The following is a 22,075-nucleotide window of genomic DNA, read 5'->3' as shown; positions in this document are numbered from 1 at the left end:
CGCGGGAGGCAGACGCATGGCGACCGAAGACGAGCTGCGGGAGTACCTGCGGCGGGCGACGGCGGAGCTGCGCGAGACCCGGCGGCTGCTGCGCGCGGCGCGGGAGCGCGAGCCGATCGCGGTCATCGGGATGGGGTGCCGCTTCCCCGGCGGCGCGCACGGCCCGGACGCGCTGTGGGACCTCGTCGCCGAGGGCCGTGACGCGGTGGGGCCCGCGCCGGCGGACCGCGGCTGGGACGTGGCCGGCCTGCCGCCGGTGCGCGGCGGGTTCCTCGCCGACGCGGCCGTGTTCGACGCCGCGTTCTTCGGCATCAGCCCGCGCGAGGCGGTCGCGATGGACCCGCAGCAGCGGCTGCTGCTGGAGGTCGCCTGGGAGGCGGTCGAGCACGCCGGCCTCGCCATGCCCGCGCTCAAGGGCTCCCCCACCGGGGTGTTCGCGGGCGTCGCCGCCCAGGGGTACGGGCCGCGGCTCGACGAGGCGGGCCCCGGCACGTCCGGGCACGTGCTCACCGGGACGACGACGAGCGTGGCCTCCGGGCGGATCGCCTACACCTTCGGGTTCGAGGGCCCGGCCGTCACTGTCGACACGGCCTGCTCGTCGTCCCTGGTCGCCCTGCACTGGGCCGCGGCGTCGCTGCGCCGCCGGGAGTGCGCGCTCGCGCTCGCCGGGGGCGCGGCGGTGATGGCCAACCCCGGCATGTTCACCGAGTTCGCCCGCCAGGGCGGGCTGTCCCCGGACGGCCGCTGCAAGTCCTTCGGCGCGGGCGCGGACGGCACCGGCTGGGCCGAGGGCGTCGGGCTGGTCGTCCTGGAACGGCTCTCCGACGCGCTGCGCCACGGCCACCGGGTGCTGGCGCTGGTCCGCGGCAGCGCGGTCAACTCCGACGGCGCGTCCAACGGCCTGACCGCGCCCAACGGCCTGGCGCAGCAGCGCGTGATCCGCGCCGCGCTGGCCGACGCGGGGCTGTCGGCGGGCGACGTCGACGTCGTCGAGGGGCACGGCACCGGCACGGTGCTGGGCGACCCCGTCGAGGCCGCGGCCCTCCAGGCGACCTACGGCCAGGGCCGGGACCGGCCGCTGTGGCTGGGTTCGCTCAAGTCCAACCTGGGCCACGCCCAGGCCGCGGCCGGCATCGGCGGCGTGATCAAGCTGGTGCAGGCGCTGCGGCACGGCGTCGTGCCGCGCACGCTGCACGCCGCCGAGCGCTCGCCCCACGTCGACTGGGACGCGGGCGCGGTCACCCTCGCCACCGAGGCCGTGCCGTGGCCGGGCGCCGGGCGACCGCGCCGCGCCGCGGTGTCGTCGTTCGGGATCTCGGGCACCAACGCCCACGTCGTGCTGGAGCAGGCACCCGAACCGGACGCGCCACCGGCGCGGGCCGCCGGGCCCGTGCCGTGGGTGCTCTCGGCGAAGACCCCGACCGCCGTGCGGGTCCACGCCCGGCGGGTCCTCGCCGCGGTGGAGGCCCGGCCGGAGGTCTCCGCCGCGGACGTCGGCGCCGCGCTCGCGCGCCGCGCGCCGCTGCCGCACCGGGTGGTCCTGCTCGGCGCGGACCGCGACCGCCTCCTGCGCGACCTGCGCGCGGTGGCCGAGGGCGGGATCGCCCCGTCGGAGGCCGCGCCGGGTGACCTGGCGTTCGTGTTCCCCGGGCAGGGCGCGGAGCGCGCCGGCATGGGGCAGGTGCTGCACCGGGCGTTCCCGGTGTTCGCGCGGGCCTTCGACGAGGCGCGCGCGGCGCTCGGCGGGAGCGAGCGGTACCGGCACGTCGCCGGCGGGGGCACGGACGCGGTCCAGGCCGGCTTGTTCGCCGTCGAGGTCGCGCTCGCCCGGCTGCTGGAGTCCTGGGGCGTGCGACCGGGGTTCCTGATCGGGCACTCGGTCGGTGAGCTCGCCGCCGCGCACGTCGCCGGGGTGCTGTCGCTGGCCGACGCGGCGGCGCTCGTCGCGGCCCGCGGGCGGCTCATGGCCGCGCTGCCGGCGGGCGGCGGGATGCTCGCGGTCGCCGCCGCCGAGCACGAGGTCCGCGGCCTGTCGGGTGACCTGGGCCTGGACCTGGCCGCGGTCAACGGCCCGACCTCCGTCGTGCTGTCCGGACCGCTCGACGACCTCGCCGAGGCGGAGGCGGCGCTGGCGGCGCGGGGCGCCCGCACCAAGCGGCTGCCGGTCGCGCACGCCTTCCACTCCCGGCTCGTGGAACCGGTGCTCGCCGAGTTCGCCGAGGTCGCCGCCGCGCTCACCTACGCGGAGCCGGCGGTCCCGCTCGTCTCCGCGGTGACGGGCGAGCTGGACGAGGACTTCGGCGCGGCGTACTGGGTCCGCCAGGTGCGCGAGCCGGTCCGGTTCGCCGACGCGGTCGCGACGGCCCACCGCGCGGGCGCGACCCGCTTCGCCGAGGTGGGCCCCGGCGCGGTGCTGACCCCGCTGGTCGTGGACGCGGTCGGTGGGCACGTCGCGGCGGTCGCCCTGGGCCGCGCGGACGACGAGGACGCCGCGCTGCTGCGCGGTGTCGGCGAGCTGTTCGCGAGCGGCGCCGCCGTCGACTGGCCGCGAGTCGTCCCGGCCGGCGCGCCGGTCGAGCTGCCGACCTACCCGTTCGAGCGGGTGCGCCACTGGCTGCCCGCACCCCGGCGCGCCGACCCCGTCGCGGCCGGGCTCACCGGCGCCGGGCACGCCGTGCTCCGCGCGGCGACCGGGTTGCCGGGTGGCGGCCGGCTGCTCGCCGGCCGGCTGGACGTCGCCGAGCAGCCGTGGCTGGCCGACCACGTGGTCGGCGGGGAGACCGTCGTGCCGGGCGCCGCGGTCGTCGACCTGGTCGCGCACGCGGCCGGCGCGGGGCCGATCGGCGAGCTGACCCTGCACGCGCCGCTGGTCCTGCCGGAGTCCGGCGCGGCGGTGCAGGTCGTGCTGTCGGGTCCGGGCGAGGACGGCGCCCGCTCGGTGGTCGTGCGCTCGCGCGGCGACGACGGCTGGACCGAGCACGCCACCGGCACCGTCCTCGCGGGTCCCGCCGAGCCGACCGGCGGGACGCCCTGGCCGGAGGACGCGGAGCCGGTGGACACCGGGCACGTCTACGACCGCCTCGCCGGGCTCGGCTTCGCGCACGGCCCCGCCTTCCGCGCCCTGACCGCGGTCCGGCGGCGCGACGGCGAGGTCTTCGCCGAGGTCGCGCTCCCGGACGTCGGGCCGGTCGCGGTGCACCCCGTGCTGCTCGACGCGATGGCCCAGGCCGCCGCGCTGGCCGGTCTCGGCGACGGGCCACTGCTGCCGTTCAGCTTCTCCGACGTGCGCTGGGCCGGTGGGTCGCCCGGCTCGGCGCGCATCCGCGTCACCCGCCGCGCCGGGGACGCCGTGTCGCTGCGGGCCGAGGACGCCGCCGGCCGCCCGCTGCTGGAGGTGGGCTCGCTCGTGCTGCGGCCACCGGTCGCGACGTCGCTGAGCCGCGTCCGCTGGACCCCGGTCGCGCCGGCCGAGGCGCACCCGGTGCGCTGGGCCGACCGCCTGCCAGACACCGGCGCGGCGCCGGACTGGGTCGTGCACCGCGTGCCGCCGGGCGAGCCCGAGGCCGTGACCACCGGGGTGGTCGAGGTGCTGCGCGGCTGGCTCGCCGACGAGCGCACCGGGCACGCCAAGCTCGTCGTGGTCACCGACGGCACGCCGTCGTCCGCCGCGGTCCGCGGGCTCGTGCGGTCGGCGCAGGCCGAGCACCCCGGCCGGTTCGCGCTGCTCGACCCCGGCGACGCCGAGGTCGCGGACGTGCTGCCGGCGCTGGCGGCGTCCGGCGCGCCCGAGGCCGCGGTCCGCGAGGGCCGCCTCGCGGTACCGGGGCTGGTGCGCGCCGCGCCCGGCCCGGCCGCGGTGCTGCGGGGACCGGTCCTGATCACGGGCGGGACCGGCGGCCTCGGCGCGCTGGTGGCCCGGCACCTCGTGCACCGCCACGGCGTCCGCGACCTCCTGCTGCTCAGCCGTCGCGGCCCGGCCGCCGCGACCGCGCTGGTGGCCGAGCTGACCGCCGCCGGCGCGCGCGCCGAGGCCCTCGCCTGCGACGTCGGCGACCGCGACGCGCTCGCCGCGGCCCTGCGGGGTCGGGAGGTCCGCTCGGTCGTCCACGCCGCCGGCGCCGCGGGCGACGACCTGCTGGAGGCGCTCACGCCCCGGCGGGTCCGGGAGGTGTTCGCGGCCAAGGCGCTCGGCGCGCTGCACCTGCACGAGCTGCTGCCGGACGTCGAGGCGTTCGTGCTGTTCTCCTCGGCCGCCAGCGTGCTCGGCGCGCCCGGCCAAGGCGCCTACGCGGCCGCCAACGCCTTCCTCGACGGCCTCGCCGAGCACCGGCACGCCCTCCGCCTGCCCGCGCTCTCCCTGTGCTGGGGCCCGTGGGAGGTCGGGATGACGACCGCGCTCGGCGCGGCCGACCGCCGCCGGTTCGCACGCGCCGGGATGCTGCCGTTCACCGCGGCCACCGGTCTCGCCGCCTTCGACGGCGCGCTCGGTCTCCCGGACCCGGTCGTCGTGCCGGTCCGGGGAACACCGCGCCTGCCCGGACCCGCGCCGACCGCCCCGCCCACCGGACGGACGGGCCCCGACGCGGCCTTGGCCCTGGTCCGCGAGCACGCGGCGGCCGTGCTGGGGCACGCCTCGGCGGTCGCGATCGGACCCGATGCCGCCTTCGCCGACCTCGGGTTCGACTCGTTGACCGGTGTCGAGCTGCGCAACCGGCTCGTCGCCGCGACCGGCGTGCGGCTCCCCTCGACGCTCGTGTTCGACCACCCGACGCCGAGGGCCCTGGCGGACCGGCTCACCGCCGGCGCCGCCCCCGCCGCCCCGGTGCCCGCCGCCCCTGTGCCCGCCGCCCCCGCGTCCGATGGCCCTGCGCCGGCCGCCCCGGTGCATGCGGCCCCCGTGCCCGATGTCCCCGCGCCCGCAGCCCCCGGTGTCCCCGCGCCCGACGCGCGGGCGGCGTGCGCGGCGGAGGAGGACCCGGTCGTCATCGTCGGCATGGGCTGCCGGTACCCCGGCGGCGTCACCGGACCGGAGGCGCTGTGGGACTTCGTCGCCGAGGGGCGCGACGCGATCGGCCCACCGCCCGCGGATCGCGGCTGGCCGGCCGATCACGCCCGCGCCGGCGGCTTCCTCGCCGACGCGGCCCTGTTCGATGCCGCCTTCTTCGGCATCGGCGCGCACGAGGCGCTCGCCATGGACCCGCAACAGCGGCTCGTGCTCGAAACCGCCTGGGAGACCCTGGAGAACGCCGGGATCCCGCCGCGCGCGCTGCGCGGCAGCGCCACCGGTGTCTTCCTCGGGGTCATGTACCACGACTACGCGCCCCGCTTGGCCGCGGTGCCAGGGCTCGACGGCCTGGTCGCCACCGGCACCGCGGGCAGCGTCGCCTCCGGTCGGGTCGCCTACGCGCTCGGCTTCGAGGGCCCCGCGGTCACGCTCGACACGGCCTGCTCGTCGTCGCTGGTCGCCCTGCACTGGGCCGTGCGGTCGGTGCGGTCGGGCGAGTGCTCGCTGGCGTTGGCGGGCGGGGTGACGGTGATGGCCACGCCGGGCACGTTCACCGAGTTCGCCCGCCAGGGCGGCCTGGCGGCGGACGGCCGCTGCAAGTCCTTCGGCGCGGGCGCGGACGGCACCGGCTGGGCCGAGGGCGTGGGACTGGTCCTGGTCGAACGCCTCTCCGACGCGCGCCGCCTCGGCCACGAGGTGCTGGCGGTGGTGCGCGGCAGCGCGGTGAACTCCGACGGCGCGTCGAACGGCCTCACCGCGCCCAGCGGCCCGGCGCAGCAGCGGGTGATCCGCGAGGCGCTCGCCGACGCCGGGCTGTCCGCCCGCGACGTCGACGTGGTCGAGGGCCACGGCACGGGCACCGCGCTCGGCGACCCGATCGAGATCGGCGCGCTGATGGAGACCTACGGCCGCGACCGGCCGGGGGAACCGCTGTGGCTCGGCTCGGTCAAGTCGAACCTCGGCCACACCCAGGCGGCGGCCGGTGTCGCCGGGGTGATCAAGGCGGTGCAGGCGATGCGCCACGGCCTGCTGCCGAAGACCCTGCACGCCGCCGCCCGGTCGACCGGGGTGGACTGGGACCGGGGTGCGGTGGACGTGCTGCGCGAGGCGCGGCCGTGGCCGGACACCGGTCGGCCGCGCCGGGCGGGCGTCTCGTCCTTCGGGATCGGCGGGACCAACGCCCACGTCGTCCTGGAGCAGGCGCCCGCCCCGGCCGCGACCGCCCCGCCGCCCCTCGCGCCGCCGCCGTTCGCGTGGCCGGTGTCCGGACCCGACGCCGGCGCGCTGCGCGCCCAGGCCGGGCTCCTGCTCGACCACCTCGACGCCCGGCCCGGCCTCGCGCCCGCGGACGTCGGGTTCACCCTCGCCACCGCGCGCACCCACTGGGGCTCGCGGGCGGTCGTGCTCGGCCGTGACCGGGGCGCGCTGCTCGACGGCCTGGCGGCGGTGGCCGAGGGCGAAGCCGCCGCGAACGTCGTGTCCGGGACCGCGGGTGAGGGCCGGATCGCGTTCCTGTTCGCCGGCCAGGGCGCCCAGCGCGCGCGGATGGGCCGGGGGCTCGCCGCCCGGTTCGGCGTCTTCGCCGACGCGCTCGCCGAGGTGGCGTCCACCTTCGAGCTGGATCGCCCGCTGACTGCCGTGCTCGACGACGCCGAAGCGCTGGCCGACACGCGGTACGCCCAGCCCGCGCTGTTCGCCGTCGAGGTCGCGATGGTCCGGCTGCTCGCCTCCTGGGGCGTGCTGCCGGACGTGGTCCTCGGGCACTCGCTCGGCGAGCTCACCGCCGCGCACGTGGCCGGGGTGCTCTCGCTGCCCGACGCCTGCGCGCTGGTCGCGGCCAGGGGAGCGCTCATGGCCGCGGCGCCCGGTCCGGGCGCCATGCTCGCCGTCCGGGCCGGCGAGGCCGAGGTCCGCGGGTGGCTCACCCCCGACGTCGACCTCGCGGCCGTCAACGGTCCGGCCTCGGTGGTCGTCTCGGGCCCGCGACCGGGTGTCGAAGCGCTGGCGGACCGGCTGCGCGAAGGCGGGGTGCGGACCCGGTGGCTGCGGGTCGCGCACGCCTTCCACTCGCGGATGATGGCACCCGTGCTCGACGGCCTCGCCGCCGAGGCGCGGAAGGCCGTGCACCGGGAGCCGCTGCTGCCGGTCGTGTCGGCGGTCGCCGGGGCCGGGGAGCTCGGACCGGAGCACTGGGCGCGCCAGGTGCGCGAGCCGGTGCGGTTCGCCGACGCGGTGGACGCCGCGCGGGCCGCCGGGGTGACGCGGTTCGTGGAGGTCGGCCCGGACGCGACGTTGAGCGCGCTCGCCGCGGCGAGCGCGGGTGCCGACGCCCTGCTCGTCCCGCTGTGCCGGCCGGACCGGGACGAGGCGGACAGCGCCTTCGCCGCCCTCGCGCGGTTGCACGCCGCCGGCGTCGACGTCGACTGGGCGGGAGCCTGCGGTGGCGGCGGGCGGGTCGCCCTGCCGACCTACGCGTTCCGCCGCCGCCGGTTCTGGCCCGACGATCCCGTTCCGGGGCGACCGGACGATTCGGGGGGACGGGCGACGCGGGACGGGGCGCGGGTCCAGGAGCCGCCCGACCGGCGGGACCCGCGCTGGGCGGACGTGGTGCGCGCCCAGCTCGCCGAGGCGCTGGGCCACGGCGACGCCGCGGCGGTGGACATGGACCGCGACTTCACCGAGCTGGGGTTCGACTCGTTGGCCGCGGTGGAGTTCCGCAACCGCATCGCCACGATCACCGGGCTGGAGCTGTCGGCAGGCGTCGTGTTCGACCACCCGACGCCGGCGGCGCTGGCCCGCTACCTCGCCGGGGCGCTGGCCTGAGCGGCTCGAACGAGCTTCGAGCGAACGCGCCTAGGGTCGGGCGGCGGCGGCACACCGACCGGACGGAGCGCGCGGATGACCGGAGCCAGCGACGACATCGGTGATCGCACCACGGGGGACGCGGTCGGGCGCTGGGCCCTCGCCGAGGAGCTGATCGCGGCCGCGGCCGCGGGCGGTCGCGCGCTCGACGGCGTCCTGCGGACCCGCGGCGCCCGTGCCTGCGCGGAGGTGCTGCTCGGTGAGATCCGCGACCGGCTGCGCCGCGTCACCCCGCCCGCCGACGGGACCCGCCTGCGCGTGTCGCTGCACCACGGCGAGGAGCGGGTCGGGGAGGTGCTGCGGTTCGGCCCGGCGGGCGTGCGGCCCGGTCCGGCGGCCGAGGTCGCCGACGCCGAGGTGGCCTGGGACGTCGTCGAGCTGGCCGCCCTGCTGTACGGCAACCTGGACCCGCGGGCCGCCCACGGCTGGGACTTCGACCCGCGCTGGGTCGACGAGGTCAGGGCCGGGGTGGACCGCGTCCGCGCCGGCGAGCTGCCCGCCGCGGCGGTGGCCGGGGACTTCGACGCGCGGGTCCGCGCGGTGGCCGCCGCGGCGCACGCCCTGCGCGCCGCGGTCGCGCCCACCGGCACGTCGCTGGAGGACCTGGCCGTCCGGTTCGGCTCCGACAAGTGGGGGCACCACCACTGGTACGCCCGGCACTACGACCGCCACTTCCGGCCGTTCCGCGAGCAGCCGGTGCGCGTGCTGGAGATCGGCATCGGCGGCTATGCGGACCCGGACTCGGGCGGGGCCTCGCTGCGCATGTGGGAGCAGTACTTCCGGCGGGGTCTGGTATTCGGCTTGGACGTCCACGACAAGCGCGGTCTGGACACCGCGCGCGTCCGGACGCTGCGCGGAGATCAGGGCGATGCCGCCACCCTCGCCGCGATCGCCGCCGAGCACGGGCCGTTCGACATCGTCATCGACGACGGCAGCCACCGCAACGAGCACGTGCTCACCTCATTCGGTGCACTGTTCCCGCACGTCCGCGAGGAGGGGCTCTACGTGGTCGAGGATCTGCAAACCTCGTACTGGCCCGCTTACGGCGGCGATCCCGTCGACCGCGCCTCGCCGTCGACCGCAGCGGGATTCTTCAAGAGCCTCGTCGACGAGCTGAACCACCGCGAGTGGGCGAATGATCCCGAGCATTCCTCATCGTACGCCGCACGCCACGTGACGAGCCTGACATTCTATCACAACATCGTTTTCGTCACCAAAGGAACCAATGGTGAGAACGGTTGGCCCAGGTGGGCTCGTGAGCCGCTGCGCGACGGGCTCGGCTGACGGGCGCACCCTCCGGGGGTCGATCCCGCCGCACGCGTCCGAATTGCGGCGAATCGCACGGATGTCATGCCCTTTCTCGGTCGCACCCGTCGAAAGGGGTGGTGTCACGACCGCCATACGTCAAAAGGGTGACGCGGGCGCAACCATATCCGACAAAAGGGTGACGCGTTGCGGCCCGGTGGTGTCGATCGTTCTCTGTTGACACATTGTGCGCCGTCGGAGTACGTTGAGAAGGTCGGATGGCATATTCGACTGAAATACTGGGGATGAATCCCCCTGTCATGGGGGCGCTTCGACGGGCGTGAATTGGCACCGCCGCGATACGGGCGTGGTGCGCGTACGTCAACGTTCACTGGACCGGTCACGCGGCCACAGGGGTCAACGTCGTGTCGATGCCCTGCCCGCGGACGGTCGTGTCCGGGGGAAGGGGATCGACTCAGCATGCTTCTCGTCGAACGGGCCGACGAACTCGACCTGCTGCGACGGCGGTTCGCCGACTGCCGGCGGGGCCGCGGGCGCCTGGTGGTCGTGAGCGGGCCCGTGGCCAGCGGCAAGACCGAACTCCTCCACACCTTCGCCGAGCACGTCGCCGGAACCGGCGCGCGGGTGCTCGCCGCCGCGTGCGCCGAGGACGAGCGCGGGCTGCCGCTGGCCGTGGTGGACCAGCTCCTGCGCCAGGCGTCCCCGCGGGGCGACGGGCCCGCCGGTCCCGCCACCCGCCACGCTTCGGCCGCCGGCGACACCGCCGCCGAGGCCGTCGTCGTGTCACAGCTCGGCGCGGCCCTGCTCGACCTGGCCGCCGGGGAACCGGTGCTCATCACCGTCGACGACGTCCACCACGCCGACGGGCCGTCCTTGCAGTGCCTGCTGCACGTCGTCCGCCGGCTCACCGCGGCGCGCATCATGCTGGTGCTGTCCGAGAGCGCGTACCCGCGCACGTGGCACCCGCTGCTCCACGCCGAGCTGCTGCGGCACCCCCACTGCGGGCGCGTCCGGCTGGCACCGCTCTCGCCGTCGGGCGTCGCCGAGCTGCTGGGGCGCCGCCGGGGCGGCCCGACCGCGTCCCGGCTGCACGGGGCGACCGGCGGCAACCCGCTACTGGTGCGGGCGCTGCTCGACGACCACGAGGACCGGGCCGTGCCGGCCCAGCGCGGCGGGGGTGTGGTGCCCGGTGAGGCGTTCGACCTGGCGGTCGCCTCGGTGGTGCACCGGTTGCCGCCGGAGCTGCTCGCCGTCGCGCGGGCCTGCGCCGTGCTGGGCGAGCCCGTCGAGGCGGAGGTGGTGGCCGCGCTGGCCGCCGTCGACCCGGCCGCCGTGCCCGCCGCGCTGCACCAGCTCGACCGCACGGGACTGCTGGACGGCGGCCGGTTCCGGCTCCCCGCCGCGCGGGACGGCGTGCTCGGCGGGATCGCGCCGAGCGCGCTGTCCCGGCTGCACGCCCTGGCGGCCCGGCTGCGCCACCGCCACAGCGCGCCGGTGGCCGTGGTCACCGGGCACCTGCTGGCCGCTGCCCTCCCGCCCGAGCCCTGGGCCGTCGACGTGCTGGAGGACGCCGCGAGCGCCGCCGTCGCCGGCGGGGACACCGCGCTCGCCGTGCGGTGCCTGGAGCTGGCCCGCGCCGGGTGCCGCGACCCGCGTCGCAACGTCGAGCTGCGGATGGCGCTGGCGTCGGTGCTCTGGGACGTCAACCCGATCGCCGCCGCCGACCACCTCGACGCGCTCACCGAGGCCGCCAGGTCCGGCGCGCTGGCCCGGCGCCACACCGGCCGGCTGGTCCGCCTCCTGCTGTGGAACGGGCGCGCCGCCGAGGCGGCCGAGGTGCTCGGCACGGAGCGCCCGCCGGGGGCAGGCGACCTCTCGGTGACCCGTGCGTGGCTGCGCTGCACCTATCCGGCGCTGGCCGCCGAGCCCGCGGCGGAGCCCACCGGCCACCCGCGAGCGGCGCACGCCGTGACCGGCGAGCGCGTGGAGGCGATCTCCGCGCTCTCGGCGGTGCTCAGCGGGATGTCGGACGAGGGCGTGGTGGCGCGGGCCGAGCAGGTGCTGCGCAGCACCCGGCTGATCTGCGTCGGCCTCGAACCCGTGGTGTGGTCCCTGCTCGTGCTGGTCTACGGCGACCGGGTGCACCGCGCCGAGCCGTTCATCGCGGAGTACGCGCGGCAGGCGGAGGAGCGCGGCACCCCCGCGGCGCGCGGGAAGCTCTCCGCCGTCCGCGCCCTGATCGCCCTGCGCACGGGTGACCTCGCGGCGGCCGAGGGCGCGGCGCTCGCCGCGCTGGAGCACCTGCCCTCGACCGGCTGGGGGATCGGTGTCGGCCTGCCGCAGTCCCTGCTGGTGCGCGCGACCACCGCGCGCGGCCGCTACGACGAGGCCGCCCGGCTGCTCGGGCAGCAGATGCCGGAGGCGATGTTCGACAGCCGGTACGCGGTGCAGTACATCCACGCCCGCGGGCACTTCTACCTCGCCACCGGGGCCCTGGAGGCGGCGCGGCGGGACTTCGTCTGGTGCGGCGAGCTGATGGGGGACTGGGGTATCGACGCGCCCGCGCTGGTGCCCTGGCGCAGCGACCTCGCGGAGACCGAGCTGCGACTGGGCGACCCGGACCGGGCCGCCGACCTGGCGCACGCGCAGCTCGGCATCGCCGGTGACCGGCTGCCGCGGGCCCGCGGCCTCGCGCTGCGCCAAGCCGCCGCGACCGCGGAGCCCGCGGTGCGGCTGGCGCACCTGCACGAGGCGGTCGAGCTGTTGCAGGCCGTCGGCGACCGGTACGAGCTGGCCCGCGCGCTCGGCGACCTCAGCCACGCGCTGCACGCGCTCGGCGAGTCCAACCGCGCCCGGTTGGTGGCCCGGAGGGCTTGGCGGACCGCCCTCGAATGCGGGGCCGAGCCGCTGCTGGAGGCGCTGGGGCCGACCGCGGGTGTCGGCGCGGCGGGTGGCGACACCGCCGACCCCCGTGCGCTGAGCGAGGCCGAGCGCCGGGTCGGCGGGCTGGCCACGCTCGGCTACAGCAACCGGGACATCGCACGCAAGCTCTACATCACCGTCAGCACCGTCGAGCAGCACCTCACGCGGGTCTACCGCAAGCTCGGCGTCCACCGCCGGTCCGAGCTGCCCGCGAGCCTCCAGCTCGCGGGAGCCGACCCGGCCTGATCGAGGAAAGCGGGTGGACCATGCGCAGGGTCGTGACCGGGCTCGACGAGAACGGCCGCTCCACGGTGGTGGAGGACGGGCCGCCGCGGGCGGTGTTCCACATCTCCGGCGAGGACGCCGACCACCTCGTCATCGAAGCGCTGCCGGACGTGCCGGACCGGCTGCCCCCGCGGCAGACCGCCGTCGCCGAGCTGTGGGCGACCGCGCACGCGCCCGCCGAGCGGACCGCGCCCGACCTGACCGCCGGGCTGGAGACGTTCCGCAGCGTCCTACCCGGCACCGGGTTCACCTGGCGGTTCACCCGCTGGGGGCGCGACGTCGAGTCGGGCTTCCACACCACCGAGACCCTCGACCTGATCCACGTGCTCTCCGGCCGGATCGAGCTGCTGCTCGACGACCGCTCGGTGGCGCTGGAGGCGGGTGACTCGGTGGTCATCCCCGGCCTGCGGCACGCGTGGCGCACCGGTGACTCGGAACCGACCCTCCTGCAGTTCATGCAGAACCTCGCCTGAAGGGAGCACCGTGGGAGAGACGACGCGGAAGCCCGCGAACACCGACGCCGTGACCAGCCGGGTCATCCGCGCGGCGGGCGGTCACGAGGCCGAGCTGACCGCGCTGGCCGGCGAACTGGGTCTCGGCGGGCTGGTGCCGGTCCTGCTGTCGGAGGTGCTGTTCCGCGCCGACCCGGCGCCGGTGCGGGTGCCGTCACTGGTGGAGCTGGTCGTCGAGCACGACGGGCAGCGGTCGAGCCACGTGCTGAGGGTGGCCGCGGACCAGCCGCCCACCCCGTCGGACGAGCCGCCGGACCAGGCCGTGATGCGCGTGGAGTACCGGCTCACCGATCTGGCGCGCGAGCTGTTCGGCCCACCGCGGGACAGGCAGTCGGGGGTGCGCGGCACCCGGATGTTCCCCTACGCGCCCCAGGACGGCGGGGTGCCCGCGTTGCTGGAGTTCTTCGCCGCCGAGGTGCCGTACCCGGTGTTCCTGCACTCGGTGTTCCAGGCGACCGAGGTCGTGCTGTCCGGCTGCGCGTCCCGGCCTCCGGACCTGGAGCGGCTGGCCGTCAAGCACTTCTCCGACAAGTGGGGCGGGCTGCACTGGTTCACCCCGCACTACGACCGGCACTTCCGCGCGCTGCGCGGTGCCGAGGTGCGCGTGCTGGAGATCGGCATCGGCGGTTACGGCCACCCCGAGGCGGGCGGCGGCTCGTTGAAGATGTGGAAGCACTACTTCCCGCGCGGGCACGTGTTCGGTTTGGACATCTTCGACAAGTCCCACCTGGACGAGCAGCGGATCACCACGCTGCGCGGTGACCAGAGCGACCCGGAGCAGCTGGTCGGGATCGCGCGGCGGCACGGGCCGTTCGACGTCGTCATCGACGACGGCAGCCACGTCAACGAGCACATCCGCACCTCGTTCCGCACGCTGTTCCCGTTCGTGCGCCCCGGCGGGCGCTACGTCATCGAGGACCTGTGGACGGCGTTCTGCCCCGGTTTCGGCGGCGCCGAGGACCCGGCCCGCCACCAGGGGACGAGCCTCGGGCTGCTCAAGTCGCTCGTGGACGCGTTGCAGGACGAGGAGCGGCCACCGGCCTCGGGCGAGCCCGATGTCGCCCCCGCGATCCGGGGGGCGCTGACCGGGCTGCACGTCTACCACAACATCGCGTTCCTGGAGAAGGGGCGCAACGACGAGGGCGGCGTGCCGGCGTGGGTGCCGCGCTCGATCGACGCGCTGGTCCCGCCGGGCACGTCCTGATCCGGCCGGGCGCCGCGGCCCCGCTCGGGATCGCGGCGCCCCCGGCGGTCAGGCCGCCCCCTCCCGCAGGGACAGCACGAGGTCGGCCACGGTCTCCAGGGTGCGGAAGTTGCGGCTCACGATCCGCGCGGGCGGAATGCGCACGCCCAGTTCCTCGCGAATCCAGGCGACCAGCCTGGCGGTCTGCATCGAATTGAGCACACCCCATTCGAGCAGGGGTGTCCGCGCGGTGAGGTCTTCGATTTCGCGATCGCCGAGGAGGTCGTTCCTCGTGAAATTCAACAATCGCTCCACGAGGTCGGTCCGGGTGTCTTCGTCAGCCATCTTTCCTCCGCTTGACCTGGTATCGCCGCAGCTAGTGGCACCTGCTAGGCGAGTTTTCGCTGTCGATGGTAGCGACGGCACAACGCGCTGGAAAGCGTTCCCGCCGGCTCTCCGCAAGTCGACGCACAATGCCGACTGGGGCGGGTAGGGGTTGGCCGCAGGGGGTGTTCGATCTTACGGTACGAACGTTTGGGGGTCTCGGGAAGGGTGTGCAGGAAAACGCCGGGCTCCATCGAACCAAACGTGGGGGGTTGAGAGAAGTGATCCGTTTCCGGCTGCTCGGTCCGCTCACCGTCGAGGCCGATGGCGAGGTCGTCACGCTCACGGCGCCCATGCAGCGACGGGTGCTCGCGCTGCTGCTGCTCCAGAGCGACAGCGTCGTCCTGGTCGGCCGGCTGGTGGAGGAGTTGTGGGGCGACCGCCCGCCGCTGAGCGCGCGTACCACCCTGCAGACCTACGTCTACCAGCTGCGCAAGCTCCTCGGCGCCCGTGAGCCGATCCCCTGCCCGAGAGGGGCCGAACGGGGCGGCGCGCTGCTCACGAGGCTCGGCGGCTACCAGTTCCGCCTGGGCGAGGGTGACGAGCTGGACGTCCACGACTTCGAGCGACTGCTCGCCAAGGCCCGCACGTTGCACGGCGAGGGGCTGCTCGAGGACGCCGCCGCGGTGCTGCGCTCCGCGCTCGACCTGTGGTCCGGCCCGCCGCTGGCCGACATCGACCGCGGGCCGCTGCTCGACGCGGAGGCGACCCGCCTGGAGGAGAGCCGCAAGGCCGCGCTGGAGCTGCGCCTGGAGATCGACCTCCAGACCGGCCACCACCTGGAGGTGATCAGCGAGCTCACCTCGCTGGTCGGCGGTGAGCCGACGCACGAGGGGTTCGCGGCGAAGCTGATGCTCGCGCTCGTGCGGGCCGGGCGGCGCACCGACGCGCTGGAGGTCTACCAGCGCTCGCGCGCGGCGCTCGTCGCCGAACTGGGCCTGGAGCCCTCGGGTGACATGCGCAGGCTGCACCAGTTGATCCTCAGCGACGACGGCGACCTCTCCGGGCAGTTGAGCCGGGTCGGGGCGCCGGCGCCGGCCACCGTGCTCGCCGTGCCCGCCCAACTCCCACCGGACGTGCGCGACTTCGTCGGCCGGGAGGCCGAGCTGGCGCGGGTGCGGGCCATGCTCGCCGGGCCGGACGGCGGCGACGGGCTGCGCATGGTGGAGGTCTGCGGCGCGCCGGGGATCGGCAACTCGGCCTTCGCGCTGCACCTGGCGCACCAGTTGCGGGGCTCCTACCCGGACGGGCAGTTCTACGCCCAGGTCGGTGACACGGAGTCCGGGGGCGAGAGCACGACCGAGATCCTGGGGCGGTTCCTGCGCGGCTGCGGCGTGCCGCCGGAGCGGCTGCCCACCCGCGAGTTGGAGCTGGGCAGCATGTTCCGCACCTGGACCGCCGACCGCCGGGTGCTCGTGGTGCTCGACGACATCCCGTCCGCGTCCCTGGTGCGCGTGCTCCAGCCGAGCGGATCGGCCTGCGCGATGGTGTGGACGAGCCGCAGCCGGCTGCCCGGCCTGCCCGCGGCCGGGATGGTCGAGCTGCCCCCGCTGAGCACCGCCGAGGGACTGCGGCTGCTGGGCGACGAGATCGGGCGGCACCGGGTCGACACCGAACGCGCGGACGCCGAACGCCTCGTCGAGCTGTGCGACCACCTGCCGCTGGCCATCCGCGCGGCGGCCCGCAAGCTCGCCGGGCGGCCGCAGTGGCCGCTGAGCCGGTTCGTCGACCGGCTGCGCGACCCGTCGGCGCGGTTGGCCGCCCTCGGCTGGGGCGGCGACCGGTTGCTGACCAGCCTGCGCCACACCTGCGAGCGGCTGTCCGCCCCGGCCGCGACGGCGGTCCGGCTGCTCGGGAGCCGCGGACTGCGGACGGTCACCGCCGACGGGCTGGCCGCCCAGCTCGGCGGCACGCCTGCCGCCGCGGAAGCCGTGCTGGACCAGCTCGTCGACGCCCGGCTGGTCCGGGAACAGGTCCACGGCGGCGAATTCCGCTACCGCGTGCCCACGCTGGTGTCGCTGGCCGCCGCCCAGCTCGCCGCCGACCACCGCGGGGCCGCGGGACCGCGTGCGGCGCTCCCGGTGCGCGCCCTCGCGCACGCCGCGGACTGACGCGCCCGCGCACGCCGCGGACGGGGCGCGACGCCCGCGGCGACGAGTCCAAGACGGACCGGACCGGTAGCATCGGACAGGTCGGACCGAGGTGGTGCCGAGTGCCCGGCACGAGGAGCGTGGATGTCCCTGAGGTTCGCCGTGCTCGGGCTGCTCGCCATCCACGAAGCGAGCGGCTACGAGCTGGCCAAGCACTTCGAGACCACCCTGCCCGAGGTCTGGTTCGCCCGGAACAACCAGCTCTACGCCGAGCTGGCCAAGCTCACCGCCGACGGCTACGCCGAGGTGGTGGAGGAGGGTCCGCGCGGGCGGCGGGTGTACGCCGCCACCGGGGCCGGCCGCGTCGAGCTGTCCCGGTGGCTGGTCGACGAGGAGCCCGACCGCAACCTGCGCAGCGAGACGGCGCTGCGCGACTTCCTGACCCTGGAGCTGCCCCGCGACCAGGCGTTGAAGGTCCTCCACCGCGAAATCGACTTCCTCACCTCGAAGCTGGAGCAGATCGGGCACCTGCTCCAGCGGATGGCCGGGTTGGTGCCGGACCACGACATCCGCGCGCTGTCCACCGAACGCCGCCGCCTGCTCGCCGAGGCGCGGCTGGCCTGGGCGCGGGAGGCGGTGCGCCGCATCGAGCGGCGCGACGCCTGACCCGCGCCCGGCGGATCACCGCTCCAGCGATGACGTCGCGCGCTTCGGCGTGGCCAGGTGCTGCGCGGCGATCTCGTAGTTGTCCAGGTTCTCGTAGTAACCCGCCCGCGCGACGAAGACCAACGTGGTGTCCTCCCGCTTGGGACCGGTCTGCACGGTGTCGGACCAGTTCTCCAGCGCGGCGGGCAGGTCGAAGGCGAACGTCACCGGCTCGCTCTCGTACCACTCGCCGTCCCCGGTCTCGTGCCAGGCCGGTGGCAGCACGCCGCCCGGCTCGACGTACACCTGGCGCGACCACTGCTCGAAGTCGTAGAGCGCCTCGGCGAACTCCCGCCACTCCTCCGGGAACGCGGGCACCACGCGCTCGTGCCACCAGCGTCGGATCAACTCGCGCAGCTCGGGCCGGCTGTGCAGCGACCGCAGCGCGTCGGCGATGGCGGGCGACTCCGCCAGCATCGGGATACGGGCCAGGAACGCGGCCGCGGCCGGGTCGTCGTCGCGGTGGTCCTCGAAGTACTCCTTCACCCCGAGTATGGCCTGGGACTGCGTGATGCCGGCGACGTCCAACAACGGTTTCCAGGCGTGGCGCAGGTACTGCTGCTCGCCGAGCACGCGCGCCCAGAACACGAACCGCTGCATCTCCAGGTTCTCCGCCAGCGTGGCGGTGCGGTTGGCGAGCACGTACTCGAAGTCGTCGTCCTCGCCGCGCACGGTCACGAACCCGTGCACCTCGCGGTTCTCCACGTAGGAGGTGTTGGGCAGCAGCAGCATCGGGTACACCGCGATGCGCGAGACCTTCTTGGCGAGCCGGTCGTAGCCGCGCAGGAACGACTCCGGCGTCTCGCCCGGCGCGCCCCAGATCAGCTCGCCGTAGCACTCCAGCCCTTCCTCGGTGAGCCAGTCGACCAGGCTCTCCCACTGGTTCACCTTCATGTTCTTGCGCAGCATGTCGGTGAGCGCGGTGTCGTCGAGGGTCTGTAGGGCGAGGGTGAACAGGCTCTGCAAGCCGTGCTGCTTGAGCCTGCGCACGATGTGGTAGAACCGCTGCGACTTGTTCTTCGCCCAGCTCGTGATCAGCGCCTGCGGGTAGCCGTACTTCTCCTTGGCCTTGATCACCAGCTCGACGAACTCCTGGTCGGCTTCCAGCAGCCCGAAGTTCGAGTCGCACAGCACCAGCGACGGCGCCCGGTGGAAGGCGAACAGGTCGAGCTCCTCGGCGAGGCGCCCGATGGAGAACGAGCGCATCTTCTGCCCCACCGCGCCGCCCCAGTAGCAGAACGAGCACTTGTACGGGCACCCGCGGTTGGTCTCCATGAGCGCGACGTCGTAGCGGAAGCCGCCGGCGGCGTCGGCCATCGGGATGGCGCCGGTGAGGAACGGCGAGGGTATGACGTCGAGGTCGTTGATGCGGTCGCGGTCCTTCGTGGTGACGTGCTCGCCGTCGGGACGGCGGTAGGACAGCCCCTCGACGTCGGCCGGGTCGCGCTCGCCAGGGTGCAGGAGCAGGTAGCGCACCAACTCGTGGAAGGTGTGCTCGCCCTCGCCGTTGACGACGACGTCCACCCACGGCAACTCGCGGAACACCCGCTCGGACTGGTAGGCGACGTGGTTGCCGCCGAACACCACCAGCCCGCCGGGGTTGAGCTGCTTGAACGTCTCGGCGAGCACGCCGAAGCTGCGGTAGTTCCAACCGAGCACCGAGAACGCCAGGACGTCGGGCACGCGGTCACCGAACAGCTCCTTGGCCATCTCCTGGAGCGTCCGGCCGCCGCGGAAGTTGCGGATCTCGGTGGACACCTCGTCGGTGAGCGCGTCGTCCGCGTCGAGGGTCGCCTTCAAGTAGCCGACCGCCAGCGGCATCGAGTCGACCGGCATGTCCCAGGCGCCCTGCTGGACGAGGCGGATGTGCAACATGGGCGGGCTTCCTTCTCTCCGGGCTGGGGTCAGCCGCGTTGCATGAGGGTGTGGAGCACGTCGTGCAGGTGCGCGTCGGGTTCCGGGTGCGGCCCGGTGCTGCGCCAGGCGACGAAGTTGTCCGGGCGCACGAGCAGCGCGCCGGCGGGGCCGATGCCCGCGGCGGTCGCGAACGCGCCGCCGGGGTCGGTGAAGTCGACGCCCGCCCGGTGCGCGGTGAGCGGGATGCCGGTGGCCGCGGCGGCCTTCTCGGAGGCCGCCGCCCAGTCCCCGGCCGCCTGCCCGGCGATCAGGGCGAACCCCGTGCCCGCGAAGTCCAGGGTGGACACGCGCTCGCCGGCGCGCTCGACCCAGGCGTGCGGTACCCGGCTGCCGGGTGAGCCGTCCAGGTTGGCCTCGACGTCCTCGATCGACGGCGACCCGGTCCGCGCGCCGACCACCGCCGCGGATCGGTAGTCGTAGCCCATGCTGGTCACCAGGGGCGCGGCGATGCGCAGCCCGGCCCGTTCGCGCTCCTTCTCCTCCTCGGGGCGCGGGTCCCAGGTGAGCATCATCGCGCGCAGCCGGTTGAGCCCCTGCTCGCACGCGAACCGGGCGACCGGCAGCCGCTCCTCCTCGTAGGTGTCGAGCAGGCCGGGACCGGCGTGCCCGTCGAGCACCATGCCGAGCTTCCAGGCGAGGTTGTAGGCGTCCGAGATGCCCGTGGTCATCCCGAACCCGCCGACCGGCGGCACGACGTGCGCGGAGTCGCCGGCGAGGAAGACCCGGCCCCGGCGCATGCGCTCCGCGCAGCCGCCGGAGATCCGCCACGGCATGATCGCCTCGATGGTCACGTCCAGGTCCGGGATGCCCACCGCGCCGCGCACCAACTCGGCGCACCGCTGCTCGGGGTAGTCCTCCGGCGATTCCCGCGCGGCGTCGTAGCTGCGGTGGAACACCCAGCGGGTCTTGTTGTCGATGGACAGCAGCAGCCCTTCGTGGTCGGGGTGCCACACCTCGCAGAAGTTGAACTCGTGGCCGCGCACCAGGTCCGCCAGGTCCGCGCGGAACAGGATGTGGATCATCGGGTTGGCCAGGTCGTCCTCAAGGGGCATCCGGACGCCCAGCTCGCGGCGCACCCGGCTGGACGCGCCGTCGGCGCCCACGACGTACCGCGCGCGCACGGTGTCGCCGCGCCCGGTCGTCGGGTCGACGAGCCGGACGGTGACGCCGTCGTCGTCCTGGTGGAGCCCGCACACCTTGGCGGCGAAGCGGATCCGGGCACCCGCGGCGACCGCGGCCTCGGCCAGCACGATGTCGATCTGGTCCTGCGCGCACGGCCCGACCGTCGTCGGGCTGAGCCGCAGGGTGTCGGCGACGACGTCGAGCGGCGGCGTCGGCACGCGGTCCACAGTGGACAGATCGGCCGCGGCGAGGCTCGGCGACACGCTGATCTTCGTCATGCTCGGTGCGAGGTCGGCGCAGACCTGCGCGATCCGGTCCGCCACCCCGACCGCCCGGAAGAACTCCCTGGCCGGCGGGTGCAGACCGGTCGCCCGCGGGTGGATGAGCGTGCCGTCCCGCCGCTCGACGACGAGCGGGCGCACCCCGTGCCTGGTCAGCGCGACCGCCGTGGACAGTCCGACGGTGCCCGCGCCGACGACGAGGACCGGTACGTGTTCTTCCGTCATGCTGGCGCCTTTCGAGACTGGACGACCGGGTGCGGAGAGCCCGTGCACGATTCCTTGGAGGTGGTGTGCACCGCACTGTCGCCCGGCTTCCTTGACACCAGATCCACGCGGGCTCGAAGGGCGCTCTCAAGCGCGGTTCGAGGCTTGGTCTAGTCGCGCTCCGCACAGTGGCGGCGTCCCGACCAGGAAGTGAGGAGTGCCTCCATGGCTTTGGTAGAGGTGTCCGGCGGGGTCGACGCCCCCACGACGGCGGTCGAGCTGTTCGAGCTGATCACCGCGCACCACACGTCGAGCGCGATCTTCGTCGCGGCGCAGCTGGGCGTGGCCGACCACCTGGCCGCCGGCCCGCGGGACGCGACCGGGCTGGCCCGTGAGACGGGTACCGACGCACCCTCACTGCGCCGGCTGCTGCGGCTGCTGGTCAGCTCCGGTGTGCTGGCGGAACCGGAAGCGGGCGTGTTCGCGCTGACGGAGCTGGGGCAGCTGCTGCGGACCGACCACGAGGACTCGATGAACGCCGTCGCGCTGATGATGGCGAACCCGCGCCACCAGCAGCGCTGGGGCCAGTTGGGCGACGTCGTGCGCACCGGGCGCTCGGCGGTGGAGGAGGAGCACCTGGACGACCCGTTCAAGCAGCTGCCGCCGCACATCGTCAAGCTCGTCGGCCAGGTGATGACCTTCTTCGTCAGCCACAGCGCCGAGTCGGTCGCGAAGTCCTACGACTTCTCGCGCTTCGGCACGCTCGTCGAGGTCGGTGGCGGCGAGGGGATCATGCTCTCGACGATCCTCGCCGAGTACCCGCGACTGCGCGGGGTGCTGTTCGACACGCCGTACATGGCGCACCGCGCGAAGCGGCGGATCGCCGGTGAGCCGGTCGCCGACCGGTGCGAGGTGGTCGGTGGCGACTTCTTCCAGTCGGTGCCCGGTGGCGGCGACGCCTACCTGCTCAACAACGTCATCCACGACTGGGACGACCGGCGCGGCGTGGAGATCCTGTCCAACGTGCACGCGGCGATGCGCCCCGGCGGCAAGCTGCTCATCGTCGAAACCCTGTACCCGGACCGGTTCGACGACTCGCTCGCCTCGAAGATCGCCGCGCGCAGCGACGTGAACATGATGGTCAACATGGCCGCCCGCGAACGCGGCGCGGACGACTTCGAGCAACTGGTGGACAAGGCCGGCTTCACCCTGGACCGGGTGCTGCGGATCCGGCCCGCGTGGAGCGGTATCCGCAGCAGCAGCATCGTCGAAGCCACCCACCGATGACCGGCACCCCTCCCCGGCACGACCCATCCCGGCCCGGCACGCGCCGGACC

10 protein-coding genes and 1 pseudogene are annotated in these 22,075 nt (G+C 75.1%); 8 read left to right on the top strand and 3 right to left on the bottom strand.

Going from position 1 to position 22,075, the window contains the following annotated elements:
* Positions 1-22: 22 nt before the first annotated feature.
* From C8E97_RS36200 to C8E97_RS21425, 5 genes and pseudogenes are all read left to right on the top strand, one after another.
* Positions 23-7,798 (top strand): annotated as a pseudogene (locus C8E97_RS36200) (SDR family NAD(P)-dependent oxidoreductase); the annotation flags it as partial.
* Between the two features lie 105 nt (positions 7,799-7,903).
* Positions 7,904-9,151, top strand: a complete 1,248-nt coding sequence (locus C8E97_RS21440) for a class I SAM-dependent methyltransferase (protein ID WP_121007306.1) — start codon at positions 7,904-7,906, stop codon at positions 9,149-9,151.
* Between the two features lie 441 nt (positions 9,152-9,592).
* Positions 9,593-12,301 carry an ATP-binding protein gene (locus C8E97_RS21435; protein WP_121007305.1) on the top strand — a complete coding sequence of 903 codons (2,709 nt, stop codon included), beginning with the start codon at positions 9,593-9,595 and terminating at the stop codon, positions 12,299-12,301.
* A gap of 20 nt (positions 12,302-12,321) precedes the next feature.
* Positions 12,322-12,813: a cupin domain-containing protein gene (locus C8E97_RS21430; protein WP_121007304.1), complete on the top strand. Its 492-nt coding sequence runs from the start codon at positions 12,322-12,324 to the stop codon at positions 12,811-12,813.
* Positions 12,814-12,823: 10 nt separating this feature from the next.
* Positions 12,824-14,056 carry a class I SAM-dependent methyltransferase gene (locus tag C8E97_RS21425; RefSeq protein WP_121007303.1) on the top strand — a complete coding sequence of 411 codons (1,233 nt, stop codon included), beginning with the start codon at positions 12,824-12,826 and terminating at the stop codon, positions 14,054-14,056.
* A 48-nt stretch (positions 14,057-14,104) separates the two neighbouring features.
* Here the strand turns inward: C8E97_RS21425 and C8E97_RS21420 are convergent, their stop codons facing one another.
* On the bottom strand, positions 14,105-14,380 hold the full coding sequence (locus C8E97_RS21420; RefSeq protein ID WP_121007302.1) for an acyl carrier protein: 276 nt from the start codon (positions 14,378-14,380) through the stop codon (positions 14,105-14,107).
* A gap of 260 nt (positions 14,381-14,640) precedes the next feature.
* On the opposite strand from C8E97_RS21420, the gene C8E97_RS21415 reads away from it, so the two are divergent.
* The gene (locus C8E97_RS21415; protein ID WP_246019395.1) at positions 14,641-16,530 is read left to right on the top strand and encodes an AfsR/SARP family transcriptional regulator; all 1,890 of its coding nucleotides are present in this window, start codon (positions 14,641-14,643) and stop codon (positions 16,528-16,530) included.
* A gap of 123 nt (positions 16,531-16,653) precedes the next feature.
* Entirely contained in the window at positions 16,654-17,175 is a 522-nt protein-coding gene (locus C8E97_RS21410; protein WP_121007300.1) for a PadR family transcriptional regulator, read from the top strand.
* A 15-nt stretch (positions 17,176-17,190) separates the two neighbouring features.
* Here the strand turns inward: C8E97_RS21410 and C8E97_RS21405 are convergent, their stop codons facing one another.
* Positions 17,191-19,089 carry a KedN5 family methylcobalamin-dependent radical SAM C-methyltransferase gene (locus C8E97_RS21405; RefSeq protein WP_121007299.1) on the bottom strand — a complete coding sequence of 633 codons (1,899 nt, stop codon included), beginning with the start codon at positions 19,087-19,089 and terminating at the stop codon, positions 17,191-17,193.
* A gap of 29 nt (positions 19,090-19,118) precedes the next feature.
* The gene (locus C8E97_RS21400; RefSeq protein ID WP_121007298.1) at positions 19,119-20,759 is read right to left on the bottom strand and encodes an FAD-dependent monooxygenase; all 1,641 of its coding nucleotides are present in this window, start codon (positions 20,757-20,759) and stop codon (positions 19,119-19,121) included.
* A 204-nt stretch (positions 20,760-20,963) separates the two neighbouring features.
* On the opposite strand from C8E97_RS21400, the gene C8E97_RS21395 reads away from it, so the two are divergent.
* A complete protein-coding gene (locus C8E97_RS21395) occupies positions 20,964-22,025 on the top strand; it encodes a methyltransferase (protein WP_121007297.1) in 1,062 nt (353 codons plus the stop codon).
* The last annotated feature ends 50 nt before the right edge of the window (positions 22,026-22,075 follow it).

The sequence above is a fragment of the Saccharothrix australiensis genome (assembly GCF_003634935.1).
In the GTDB taxonomy this organism is placed as follows: domain Bacteria; phylum Actinomycetota; class Actinomycetes; order Mycobacteriales; family Pseudonocardiaceae; genus Actinosynnema; species Actinosynnema australiense.
This window is presented reverse-complemented; position numbering and strand designations above follow the sequence as displayed.

Excerpts from the sequence above, each read along its gene's own strand:
- C8E97_RS21400 (WP_121007298.1), bottom strand. The coding sequence starts at position 20,759 with ATGACGGAAGAACACGTACCGGTCCTCGTCGTCGGCGCGGGCACCGTC.
- C8E97_RS21435 (WP_121007305.1), top strand. The coding sequence starts at position 9,593 with ATGCTTCTCGTCGAACGGGCCGACGAACTCGACCTGCTGCGACGGCGG.
- C8E97_RS21395 (WP_121007297.1), top strand. The coding sequence starts at position 20,964 with ATGGCTTTGGTAGAGGTGTCCGGCGGGGTCGACGCCCCCACGACGGCG.
- C8E97_RS21440 (WP_121007306.1), top strand. The coding sequence starts at position 7,904 with ATGACCGGAGCCAGCGACGACATCGGTGATCGCACCACGGGGGACGCG.
- C8E97_RS21405 (WP_121007299.1), bottom strand. The coding sequence starts at position 19,089 with ATGTTGCACATCCGCCTCGTCCAGCAGGGCGCCTGGGACATGCCGGTC.
- C8E97_RS21430 (WP_121007304.1), top strand. The coding sequence starts at position 12,322 with ATGCGCAGGGTCGTGACCGGGCTCGACGAGAACGGCCGCTCCACGGTG.
- C8E97_RS21410 (WP_121007300.1), top strand. The coding sequence starts at position 16,654 with ATGTCCCTGAGGTTCGCCGTGCTCGGGCTGCTCGCCATCCACGAAGCG.
- C8E97_RS21420 (WP_121007302.1), bottom strand. The coding sequence starts at position 14,380 with ATGGCTGACGAAGACACCCGGACCGACCTCGTGGAGCGATTGTTGAAT.